The following is an 11,195-nucleotide window of genomic DNA, read 5'->3' as shown; positions in this document are numbered from 1 at the left end:
GGGGTGACGGCCCGCAGGCGCGAAGCCTGCTCGAAGGGCTGACTGCAAAGGGACGCATCGCCCATGTCATTGCGGACGCCGCCTACGATGCCGACCACCTGCGCGGCTTCGTCGCCGACAGGCGAGATCGCGGCGGCGGCGAAAGCTCCCCAAGCGGCGAGGAAGGTCGGAAGGACGTCGCCCGTCATACCGCGTCCCCCGTCGTGCCGTCGTGGTGCGCGCGCCAGTCCGGTGGAGCCTGATCGCGCTCCGCCATGCCGTAGTCGCGCACGACCTCCGCGACGCGCAGCCGGTAGTCCCGGAACACGCCCGCCCGCCCGGCCCCTTGGGCGGCGCGGTGCGTCTCCAGCCGCCGCCATTCAAGGATGGCCGCCTCGTCGCGCCAGAATGAGAGCGACAGGATGCGGTCGGGGTCCGCGAGGGACTGGAACCGTTCAATGAAAAGGAAACCGTCGATCCCGTCCAGCAGCGGACGCAGGTCGGTGGCAATGGCCAGGTAATCGTCCCGCCGCCCCTTCGCGGGCTCGACCTCGAAGATCACGGCCATCATGTCGCCGGGTCTCCACCTTCTAGAGTGACAGGTTCGAGGAACGTCCGCTCCTCGGAGAGAATGAACCGCTTCTCCTGCGCGATGCCGAAGTTCGCCGCGCCATCCGCGTCGGTCTTCAAGCGTGCGCGATACGCTTCGTATTCGGCCAGTGAAGGGAACGAGATCATCGCCAGCGCGATGTCGTTCGTGCCCTCGTGCGGCAGCCAGTAGCCGTGCAGGTCGCCGCCGCAGGCGGGGATGATGCTGAGCCAGTTCCGAGCGTACTCGGCGAAGGCGTCACGTTGGAACGGGTCGATGCGGTAGCGAATGCAGCAGGTGACGGTCATCGGGGTCTCCGGTCTTAGGTCGGGGCCCTTCTATCGTGCATCATGCTACCGACGTTTCGGCGGCAGCCGAAGCATCCGCGTCCCAATCCGTGTTAGACCCATGTCGTGAACCCGAGCGAGGATGCCCATGCGCCACGGACCCGACATCGCCCCCGTCGCCGCCCTCATCGGCGATCCCGCCCGCGCCGCCATGCTGACGGCGCTGATGGACGGTTGCGCCCTGACGGCCGGAGAGCTGGCGCGCGAGGCAGGCGTGACGGCACAGACCGCCTCGGGGCATCTGACCAAGATGGAAGAGGCTGGGCTTCTGGTCCGGCGCAAGCAGGGGCGTCACCGCTACGTGGCCCTCGCGGGCGACGAGGTAGGACGGATGCTGGAGGCGATGATGGGTGTCGCGGCCGCGTCCGGGCGAACCCGAACCCGCACGGGACCGAAGGAGCCGGCCCTGCGCGAAGCGCGCGTTTGCTACGACCACCTTGCTGGCGGACAGGCTGTCGCCATGTTGCGCGCGCTGATCGGGCGGGAAGAGATCGTCGAGGATGGCGAGGGGCTGACCCTCACCGATGCGGGCGCCATCCGCTTCGAGAGCTTCGGTGCCGACCTTCCCACCCTGCGCCGTGCGCGGCGTCCCATCTGCCGCGCCTGTCTCGACTGGTCCGAGCGACGCTTCCACCTCGGCGGCGGCCTCGGGGCAGCGGTCCTGACCGAACTCTACGGTCGAGGCTGGGTGAAGCACGAGCCCGGCACGCGTGCCGTCCGGTTCTCGAACAGCGGCATGGCGCTGTTCCGAATGCCTTTGGGATCGAAGAATAGGAGGCAGTTCATTCAGGTGCACCCCAATGAAACCGTCCCGTGAAACAGGATTCTCGTTCCACATGGGTCAAGTATGGATTTCTGGAACGGCCTCCATCCAAGGTCTACACCCTACTCGAACAGTTGGTCCGCGACGAAGTCAGCCGCGCCCGGTCATGATCTCCACCAGGTCAGGTTCCGGCTCCTCATCGGTCCATGTCCGCCGGCCGTCCCCAGCAAGGGTCAGTAGTGACAGACCCAAGTCGTAGCGGCCCGATGCGATCACTTCCTCGGTCACAGATTCCGCGAACCAAGTTCCCGCTGGGTGATCGACCTGTTCCGCGGCGGCAAGAAACGGATCGCCCGATGCGAGGGGAGCCCGGCTCGATCTATCACGACATGGTCGAGCGCCAGACGCGGTGCATCACGATCCTGTCCGGCGACGCATGCGCGAATGGCAGGGCTATCTCGGCCCTGTTCATGATCGAGGGGTGCTGGAAGCTGAGCTGCGCCGTATCCTTGGACACGCGACCTTCGGGGAGTCGGTGGTTCCCCTCTGTATCCCTGCGTTCGAGGGTCGGTTCGGAGAACCCTACATCTTCAAGACGCCGCACCATCCTGACTACAGGCGCGACGGCCGGGAGCGCATGGTGGACATCGCCCTCTCGACTGCGGCCGCGCCGACGACCTTCGAGGCGGTCGAGCGTGACGGGTATACCTTCGTCGATGGCGGCATCTGGGCGAACAACCCGGTCATGATCGGGGTGACGGACGCTCTGACATGCTACGCGATCGACCGGCGGCAACTTCACGTTTTGAGCCTCGGAACGGGGCGAGCGAGGATCCGAACGACGCATGCGCTCCGCACTGGAGGCAAATTCCGCTGGGCACGGCACTTCGTGGATGCCGCCATGGCTGCTCAGTCGCAAAATGCGCTCGGCCAAGCATATCTGCTGCTCGGAAAAGAACATGTGATTCGACTAGATGCGCCTGAAACCACAGAGCCGGTCGCGCTGGACGATATTCGACGGGCCATCCGCGAGCTTCCGGGGCTCGCGAACTCCGTAGTCGAGACGGTCGGAGACCATGTTGCTACGATGTTCCTCAAGTAGCCGTAGATCGACGTAGAATGTTGAACCTCTTCGGTTTGGCATGTGCAGCCGCTGACGGCACGAAATTCAGGATTTCCGAACCGTCATCGTTCGTCCGGCTGCCAGGCACCTCGCCGGCCGCCGGTATGTCGCCTATGTCCCAGAGGTCAGAACCTCATTCCGTCCATGCCCGCCTATGGGCGCGACGAGCCGCCCTAGGGCAGCGATGCCCCGCCCGAAAGCTGGTATCGCTTCTCGCCCGACCGGAAGGGCCAGCATTCCAAGGATCACCTGTCAGGATATCGCGGTTGGATGCATGCCGACGAGCGTTGATGGAGTGACCGGCCCCCGACGGCATCTGGTGTGCCAGGGTGTGCCAGCGACGCGCGCGTCACCCAGCATCGTGGCGAGGCGCCCGCATCTTCCAGCTCGATCGCGCCGGTCATTGTCACCTTGAGGGAGAGCGGCTGGATCGGGCGCAGTCGAGGCGGGCGCCTCACAGACGGCGGCGACGGTCGGGGAAGCGATCTGCGCAGCCAGTTGGCTTGTCGCGAAGGGGAAAAAGGGGAATCGAGAGACTGATCAGAGCCGATCATGGCCTCAATGTCGGCGTATAAGGCAACCGATCCGATTATGCCTTATGAGATGTTTCCCCAAGCACCTCCATGGTCACCTCGCCCGACAGCGGCAGCGGCGTCGGACCTTCTCCACTCACATTGGCGCGATCGCCTCAGGACCGCGCAAAGTGCGGGCGCGGCTGGCAGGACTCGCTCCGAAAGCCGCCATGCTGGACAGAAAAGAAACCGTCTCATGAGACTCTAGCTGCGCGTCAGGTACCAATGCCACACTGATCATTGCCAAGGCCCTCCAATCGGGTTACCGGTAACAACATGAGGATCTCGCGATCTGCTTGCTATGGCAGGATCGTGCGACGCCACTTCGAACGGGAGGGTTCGATGACGCAAAGAGTTCAACGACGCTCCGCACGCTGGTTCGACGGCGATGGGATGCGCGAGTTCGCGCATCGTCAGCGCAGTCAGCAGATGGGCTTTTCCCGCGAGGAGTTCATGGACCGCCCTGTCGTCGCCATCCTCAACACCTGGAGCGACCTGAGCCCCTGCCACGCCCATTTGCGCGAGCGCGCGCAGGACGTGGCGCGCGGGATCACGCGCGCCGGCGGCTTCGCGGTCGAGCTGCCCGCCCTGTCCTTGGGCGAGGTGATGGTGAAGCCGACCACGATGCTCTACCGCAACATGCTGGCGATGGAGGCTGAGGAGCTGCTCCGCTCCCACCCGGTTGACGCGGTCGTGCTGCTGGGCGGCTGCGACAAGACGGTTCCGGGCCTGATGATGGGTGCGCTGTCGATGGGGCTGCCGGCGATCTTCGTGCCGGCGGGACCGATGATGTCGGGCCACTGGCGCGGCAGGACGCTGGGCGCCGGCACCCACACGCGGCATTTCTGGGACGAGCGTCAGGCGGGCAACCTGTCCGATACCGACTGGGTCGAGCTGGAGGGCGTGATGACCCGCTCGCCCGGCACCTGCCAGACAATGGGCACCGCCTCGACGATGACGCTGCTCATCGAGGCGATGGGCTTCACCCTGCCCGGCGCGTCCTCGATTCCGGCGATGGATTCCGCGCATCGGCGCATGGCCTACGCGGCGGGCGTGCGCGCGGTCGCCATGGCCGACGCAGGGCCCGCCCCCGCCGAAATTGCCACCGAGGCCGCATTCTCCAATGCGGCGCATGTCCTCTGCGCTATCGGCGGCTCGACCAATGCGGCGATCCATCTTGCGGCGATGGCGGGGCGTGCGGGGGTGGACCTGCCCGATGACCTGATCGACGCGGCCGCGCGGCGCACGCCCTGCCTCGTCAACCTGATGCCTGCGGGCGAACACCTGATGGCCGACCTCTTCCGCGCGGGCGGGCTGCCGGCAGTGATGAACCGCATCGCCGCGCATCTCGATCCGGACGCCCCGACCGTCACCGGCGAGCCGCTGGGCGACCGTTGGAAAGACGCCGAATGCTGGGACGACGCAGTGATCCGGCCGCTGGCCGATCCCGTCTCTGACCGCCCTGCGCTCGCGCGGCTGACCGGCAACCTCGCCCCGCGCGGGGCGCTGATGAAGCCGACCGCCGCCTCGCCCCGCCTGCTGGAACATTCCGGACCCGCGATCGTCTTCGACGGCCCCGCCGACATGCGCGCGCGCATCGACGACCCGGGTCTCGACGTCACCGCCGACAGCGTGCTGGTGCTGCGCGGCGGCGGGCCGCTGGGCGGGCCGGGAATGCCGGAATGGGGCAACCTGCCGATCCCGAAGAAGCTGCTGAAACAGGGTGTGCGCGACATGCTGCGCATCTCGGACGCGCGGATGAGCGGGACGCATGGCGGCACCTGCGTCCTGCATGTCTGCCCCGAATCCGCCGCCGGCGGACCGCTCGCCGCCCTGCGTGACGGCGACGTCGTCACCCTGTCGCTGTCGCAGCGCCGCCTCGACGTGGCGCTGGACGAGGCAGAGATCGCCGAGCGGCTGAAGGCGCACGCCCCACCCGCCCCGCCCGGACGCGGCTGGACCCGGCTCTATGCCCAACATGTCGAGCAGGCCGACCGGGGCTGCGATTTCGATTTCCTGCGCGGCGCGGGCAATCCCGAGCCGGGGATCTTCTGATGGAGCGCGCCATGACCTTCGTCGACCTGCTGTCCCGCCCCCGCCCACCCTTGGGCAGCTGGCTCATGTCGGGCAGCCCGGACATCGCCGAGGCGATGGCCACGCGCGATTTCGACTTCCTCGTCATCGACATGGAGCATGTCCCTGTCGCCCCCGCGACTGTCGTTCACATGGCCCGCGCCATCGAGGCGCGGGGCAAGGTGCCGGTGGTTCGCACCGCCGACCACGACCCGGCCACGATCCGCTGGATGCTTGATATGGGTCTCGGCGCGCTGATGGTGCCGATGGTGGACACGCCGGCGGAGGCCGCCGCGCTTGTCTCTATCATGGACTACCCGCCGAACGGCCGGCGCGGCTTCGCGGCGATGCTCCGGGCCAACGCCTACAATTCGGACCCGTCCTACTTCGCCGAGGCGCGGTCGCGGATCACCTTCATCGCCCAGCTCGAAACGCCCGCAGCGCTCGACGCGCTGGAAGAGGTGGCCGCCGTGCCCGGCGTCGACGCGCTGTTCGTGGGCCCTGGCGACATCTCGGCCACGACCGGGCATCTGGGCGACGCCACCGGCGCGCCGACGCTGGACCTGATCCGCGACGCCGCGGGACGGGCCAGCCGGGCGGGGATTCCCATCGGAACCGTGATGCCCCGCCCTGATCTGGTGCGGGACATGCTGGCGGCGGGCTGCGGCTTTGCGGCCGTGGGCAGCGATTTGGGCTTGCTCACCGCCGCCGCGGAGACCGCCATCAAGAATGTCCGCGGCAGCTGAGGCCGGCGCGGACGGACAGGGTTTCAACCGGAAGGAAAGACCATGACCACCAGAATGATCGGAACGGCCCTCGGGCTGGCGCTCGCGGCGGGCGCCGCGACGGCGCAGGACTATCCCAGCGGGACCGTCGAGATGATCGTGCCCTTCAGCGCGGGCGGCGGCACCGACGGGGTGGCGCGCCAGTTCGCTCCGCCCTTCGCCGAGGCGCTCGGCGCGAACGTGGTGATCCGCAACGTCGACGGCGCCAGCGGCACGATCGGCACGGCGACGGCGGCGCAGGCCGATCCCGACGGCTATACCGTGGGCTACATCCCGATCGGCCCCCTGGCGATCCAGCCGGTGCTTCGCCCGCTCGACTATGATGTCGAGAGCTTCGACTACATCTGCCAGACGACTGATAACCCCGTTCTCGTAATGGTCTCGTCGGGTAGCGACGTGCAGTCGCTCGCCGACCTCCAGGAAAGGGGCAGCGTCGTCTACGGATCCTCGGGGCCGGGCACGATCCCGCACCTAGCGCTGGCCGCCGTGACCGACGCCCTCGGCATCGAGGGAACGCATGTGCCCTATGACGGCACTGGCCCCGCGATGAACGCGCTGGCCGGCGGCGAGATCCAGGTCTTTGGGGACACGCCGGGCGTCGTGCGTGCCAACGACGTGCGGCCGCTGGCGATCCTCGCGCCCGAACGGCACCCGGACTATCCCGAAGTGCCCACCGCCGCCGAGGAAGGGTTCGAGAATCTCGATTTCTCGGTCTGGCAAGGGCTCGTCGTGCCCGCCGGTACCGATCCCGCCATCCGAGACCAGCTGTCGCAGGCCTGCCAGGCCGCAATGGAGAGCGAAGCCTTCACCAGTGCGATGGAGACGGCCGCCACCGGCCTGACCTACCGCAACGCCGAGGAGTTCGAGGCTTTCGTACGCCGCAATACCGAGACGAACAGGAACATCCTGCGCGATGCGGGCCTGATCGAATGACCGCCGGCGCGGGACCGGAGGCACGCGCGTGACCGCTCCCGCGCCGACAGGCGGGCGGCCGTCGCGCCGCCCGCTCTGGCGCTTCGCCGTCGCCGCCCTGCTGCTGGCGGCGGCGGCGGTGCTGCTGATCCATTCCTTCGACCCGCGCTATTCGCGCGGAATGTATGAGACCGCGCCACGGGCGATGATCCTGCCGCGCGGGTTGCTTATCGCCTGGGGCGGGATGGCCGCCGCCGCGATGGCGGCCGAGTGGCTCCGCCCCGCCCCCTCGGACCGCGACGGGACGGGCACCGCGCTCTGGCTCGCGGGGGTGTTCCTCGCGGGGGCCATCGCCCTGCCCTTCGCCGGCTTCGCACTGACGATCGCGCCCGTCACCTTCGCCGCGCTCGTCGTCCTCGGAGAGCGGCGCCCGCTGGTTCTGCTGGCCGCCACCGCCTTGCTCGGCCCGGGGCTCTGGGCGCTGTTCCACCATGTCCTGCTGATCCGCCTGCCCAGCATCCTGCCGGGTGGCCTGCTGTGACGCCTCCGCCTTCTTCCCCGACCCCTTCCTCCGTGAGACAGCGATGATCGAAGCCATCCTCGCCCATGCCACCCTGGGCGCCGCGCTCGCCATCCTGATCGGCACGCTGATCGGCATCGTCGTCGGCGGACTGCCGGGCCTCGGCTCGGTCGTCGGGCTGACAATCTGCCTGCCCTTCACCTTCTCGATGGAGGCCGGGCCCGCAATCTTCCTGCTGCTCGCGGTCTATTGCGGTTCGGTTTACGGCGGCTCGATCTCGGCCATCCTCATCAACACACCCGGTACGCCTCAGGCAGCGGCGACGACGCTCGACGGCTACCCGATGGCGCGGGCGGGCAAAGGCGGCGCGGCGCTCGGCTGGGCGACGATGGCCTCGGTGCTGGGCGGTCTCATCTCCTGCGCGGTGCTGATCCTCGCGGCGCCGCAACTCGCGCGGGTCGCCGTCCAATTCGGGTCGATCGAGGTCTTCGCGCTGATCGTGATGGCGCTGACCTGCATCGCCGCCGTCTCCGAAGGCTCGATGCTCAAGGGTCTGCTGATGGGGGCGATGGGCCTGTTCCTGTCGCTGATCGGCACCGACCCCGTCCTTGGCGTGCCCCGGTTCGAATTCGGCGTCTTCAACCTGTCTGCGGGACTGGACCTCATCGCGGTCGTCATCGGCCTCTTCGCTCTTTCCGAGGTGCTGGAGCGCGCGGCCCTGCGCGGCTCCAGCATCGAATCGGTGCGCAATGTCCGCATCCGTCTGCCCAACTTCGCGGACTGGCGCGGCCGCTGGGGCGGGCTCGGCCGCGCCTCGGCGATCGGCTGCGGCGTCGGCGCGCTGCCGGGCACGGGGGCGGCGACGGCGGCCTTCATCGCCTACGCGCTTGCCCGGCAGACCTCGCCCCGGCGAGCGGGCTTCGGCGCGGGCGAGCCTGACGGCATCATTGCCGCGGAATCCTCCAACAACGCCGTCACCGGCAGCGCAATGATCCCGACGCTCGCCCTCGGCATCCCCGGCGACGTGGTGACGGCGATCCTGCTCAATGCGCTCATCATCCACGGGGTCACGCCCGGCGTGCGGCTGATGGACGAGAACGGGCCGCTGGTCTATGCGATCTTCGCTGCGCTCATCGTCATCAACCTCGTGATGCTGGCGATGGCATTTCCTGTCGTGCGGCTCTTCGGCCAGCTTCTGCGCATCCCGGAACGCTTCGTGCTGGCAGGCGTCGTCTCGCTGTCGCTGATCGGGGCGGCGGCGGTGCGGGGCAATCCGTTCGACGTGCTTATCGCGGTCCTTTTCGGGATCGCCGGCTTCGCGCTGCGGCGGGGGGCCTACCCGCTGGCGCCGCTGGTCATCGGCCTCGTGCTCGGCCCGCAGCTAGAGCGTGCCCTGCGGCGCGGCCTGATCATCAAGGGCGACGATTTCGGGGCATTCTTCACTCATTCCTGGATCGCCAGCGGCATCTTCGCCGCAACGGCCGTCCTGCTGCTGCTTCCGGTTGCGAGAAGGGTCTGGATGCGCCGATAAGGGCGTATGACTTCTGACAGGGACTCCGAGAGCCTGCGGCCGATCCGGGCGACTCTGGCCGACGTGGCCGCCAGCGCCAAGGTCTCCAAGATGACCGCCTCGCGGGCATTGTCAAAGACTTCGCGGGCGGTGATGCGGCCCGAAACCCGTGCCCGCGTGATCGCCGCTGCCGCCGAACTTGGGTACGAGCGCAATCCTCTGGCGGGCGGGCTGACCGGTGCGGCAACCGGGATCGTCGCGATCCTCGTGCCGGATCTCGCCAATGCGGTCTTCGCCGACCTGATCTCGGGCATCCAGGAGGGGCTCGCAGCCGATGACACACAGACCATCGTCGCGCGCACCGGCTTCGAACCTGAGGCCGAACTCGAGGCCATCCGCCGTCTGTTACGCTGGAACCCCGATGCCTTCGTACTCACCGGCCCACGCCGCGCGCCTGAGGCGGCGGGTCTTCTGCGCGGGCGCGGTATTTCCTGCGTCGAGGCGATGGACCTGCCCTCCGATCCCATCGACATGGCGGTAGGCTTTCATCACAGCGCGGCTGGCTGCATGGCCGCCGATCATCTGATCGAGACCGGAGCCCGCAGCCTCGCGGCCATCACCGCCAATCCCGCCGATTCTCGAGCCCGTACCCGCGTAGATGCCTTCACCGCGCGCGTAGCCGAGCGGACCGGCCAAACCGTCTCACGTTTCGAGAGCGACGATGTGTCGGGAATCGGGCTGGGCCGTGTGCTGTGCCGCCGATTGCTGGAGGCTGGAAATTACGACGCCGTCTTCACAGCCAATGACTTGCTTGGCGCCGGGGCCTATATCGAATGCCGGGCGCGAGGCGTAGACGTGCCGGGGGAGCTGGCAATCTGCGGCTTCAACGACCTGCCGCTCGCGGCTGAACTGTTCGACGGCCTCACCACGATCCACTCTCCCCGTCGCGAAATAGGACGGCGCGTCGCCGACCTTCTCCGCAGTCCGACCCCGCGCGCCATCCTCACATTGGACTGCTCTCTCGTACGGCGCGGCTCGACATAGGTTTTCAGTCCGTTATGTGATGGCGCGGACTGAGTGTGAACGGTGCTGGTTCTTGAGTTCAGAATCTGACGACTTGAAGCGGCGGATCACGATTCTTGTTGATCGGCTCCGAACTGTGACCCTTGTGAGACTGCTGCAAGCCATCAAATGAGAGAACGATTCTGCGCCTAGGCGTGGGTTCCGATCGGCGCCGATGGGGCCCTCCCTAAGACGACAATCGTTCCGCATCCTCGATGCCTTACGAGCTTTCTGCATCGGGTCCGACCCCCAAGCCGATCCACAGTGATGGCATCCTTCTCGCAGGACGCCTGGCGCGGTTTTCTGCCTCCACACCGCGTGGAGCTCGGGGATGCCATCGGGCGCGTAGACACGATCATTCTGCGCGACAGTACAGCGCTCGTCTCGTGGGTGGAGCGGACCGGGAGAGGCGAGGCCCTCATGGTCTGCCGCGTCACGCTTGAAGAAGGATGTCTTTCTCCGGGTCGCCTTCATTTGAATTCCGGTCCCGGCTCGCTCAATTTCCCTCGGATGGTGCGTGTGCCTGGCGGCGTTCTGTTCGCCTGGACGCAGCCCGGCTCGAACATCGCCGGCGACGAGGACCAGATCCAGCTGGTGCTCGGCGGCCTGTAACTGACGAGCGCGGCCAACTGGCCGGAGGGGAGAGGGCGGGACCGACAAGCGACCGCGACTTCAGGATGTCGTGGTTCGTCCGCGTGTTTGAGAACTCACAAGGTCTGCGCGACCTACACGAACGGCCCTGACCTGCCGTTCGCTTCATGGCCGAGCGCTGCGGTGCAGCTTCACCAGACCGGCCATTCGTCTACCGTGCAGCATTTTGGAGGCTGAAGGTCGGCAGAGCGGAGATACTGTTGAAAAAGTCCGTTGCCTGGCGTTCGAGGCTTTGATTCACTCGTTCTGAGAGTGGAGGGCATCGCGATGATGGGGCCAAGGCAAGTCGCGCAGGGCGCGCTATTTTAC

At 67.4% G+C, this 11,195-nt stretch carries 12 protein-coding genes and 2 pseudogenes; 11 read left to right on the top strand and 3 right to left on the bottom strand.

What is annotated here, in order from left to right; translation table 11 throughout:
• A pseudogene (locus tag DR046_RS22080) lies at positions 1-116 on the top strand (IS5-like element IS711 family transposase); the annotation flags it as partial.
• A 68-nt stretch (positions 117-184) separates the two neighbouring features.
• On the opposite strand, the gene DR046_RS22075 reads toward DR046_RS22080, so the two are convergent.
• The gene (locus DR046_RS22075) at positions 185-550 is read right to left on the bottom strand and encodes an antibiotic biosynthesis monooxygenase family protein (RefSeq protein ID WP_115384523.1); all 366 of its coding nucleotides are present in this window, start codon (positions 548-550) and stop codon (positions 185-187) included.
• Positions 547-876 (bottom strand): NIPSNAP family protein, encoded by a 330-nt coding sequence (locus tag DR046_RS22070; RefSeq protein WP_115384522.1) that lies wholly within the window; start codon positions 874-876, stop codon positions 547-549. Before DR046_RS22070 ends, DR046_RS22075 begins: the two co-directional genes overlap by 4 nt.
• Before the next feature lie 127 nt (positions 877-1,003).
• On the opposite strand from DR046_RS22070, the gene DR046_RS22065 reads away from it, so the two are divergent.
• Entirely contained in the window at positions 1,004-1,732 is a 729-nt protein-coding gene (locus DR046_RS22065) for an ArsR/SmtB family transcription factor (RefSeq protein ID WP_115384521.1), read from the top strand.
• 96 nt (positions 1,733-1,828) lie between these two features.
• Here DR046_RS22065 and DR046_RS23850 read toward each other — a convergent pair whose 3' ends face one another.
• Positions 1,829-1,966 (bottom strand): hypothetical protein, encoded by a 138-nt coding sequence (locus tag DR046_RS23850; RefSeq protein WP_167767241.1) that lies wholly within the window; start codon positions 1,964-1,966, stop codon positions 1,829-1,831.
• A 148-nt stretch (positions 1,967-2,114) separates the two neighbouring features.
• Here DR046_RS23850 and DR046_RS22060 point away from each other — a divergent pair, with 148 nt between their 5' ends.
• From DR046_RS22060 to DR046_RS23355, 9 genes and pseudogenes are all read left to right on the top strand, one after another.
• Complete coding sequence (locus DR046_RS22060; protein ID WP_115384520.1) at positions 2,115-2,780, top strand: patatin-like phospholipase family protein; 666 nt, start codon at positions 2,115-2,117, stop codon at positions 2,778-2,780.
• Positions 2,781-2,999: 219 nt separating this feature from the next.
• Positions 3,000-3,092, top strand: a pseudogene (locus DR046_RS24965) (hypothetical protein); the annotation flags it as partial.
• 623 nt (positions 3,093-3,715) lie between these two features.
• Complete coding sequence (locus tag DR046_RS22055; protein ID WP_115384519.1) at positions 3,716-5,428, top strand: dihydroxy-acid dehydratase; 1,713 nt, start codon at positions 3,716-3,718, stop codon at positions 5,426-5,428.
• 11 nt (positions 5,429-5,439) lie between these two features.
• Positions 5,440-6,192: an HpcH/HpaI aldolase family protein gene (locus DR046_RS22050; RefSeq protein ID WP_167767240.1), complete on the top strand. Its 753-nt coding sequence runs from the start codon at positions 5,440-5,442 to the stop codon at positions 6,190-6,192.
• Between the two features lie 42 nt (positions 6,193-6,234).
• The gene (locus DR046_RS22045; protein WP_115384517.1) at positions 6,235-7,164 is read left to right on the top strand and encodes a Bug family tripartite tricarboxylate transporter substrate binding protein; all 930 of its coding nucleotides are present in this window, start codon (positions 6,235-6,237) and stop codon (positions 7,162-7,164) included.
• A 28-nt stretch (positions 7,165-7,192) separates the two neighbouring features.
• Positions 7,193-7,684: a tripartite tricarboxylate transporter TctB family protein gene (locus DR046_RS22040; RefSeq protein WP_115384516.1), complete on the top strand. Its 492-nt coding sequence runs from the start codon at positions 7,193-7,195 to the stop codon at positions 7,682-7,684.
• Positions 7,685-7,727: 43 nt separating this feature from the next.
• The gene (locus tag DR046_RS22035) at positions 7,728-9,194 is read left to right on the top strand and encodes a tripartite tricarboxylate transporter permease (protein WP_115384515.1); all 1,467 of its coding nucleotides are present in this window, start codon (positions 7,728-7,730) and stop codon (positions 9,192-9,194) included.
• Between the two features lie 6 nt (positions 9,195-9,200).
• Positions 9,201-10,217, top strand: coding sequence for a LacI family DNA-binding transcriptional regulator (locus DR046_RS22030; RefSeq protein ID WP_115384514.1), 1,017 nt, complete (start codon positions 9,201-9,203; stop codon positions 10,215-10,217).
• A gap of 285 nt (positions 10,218-10,502) precedes the next feature.
• Positions 10,503-10,847 (top strand): hypothetical protein, encoded by a 345-nt coding sequence (locus DR046_RS23355; protein ID WP_135227376.1) that lies wholly within the window; start codon positions 10,503-10,505, stop codon positions 10,845-10,847.
• Positions 10,848-11,195: the final 348 nt, after the last annotated feature.

The sequence above is a fragment of the Jannaschia formosa genome, from assembly GCF_003340555.1.
GTDB lineage: Bacteria > Pseudomonadota > Alphaproteobacteria > Rhodobacterales > Rhodobacteraceae > Jannaschia > Jannaschia formosa.
The sequence above is the reverse complement of the archived record's forward strand: the minus strand, read 5'-3'. Positions and strand labels throughout refer to the sequence as shown.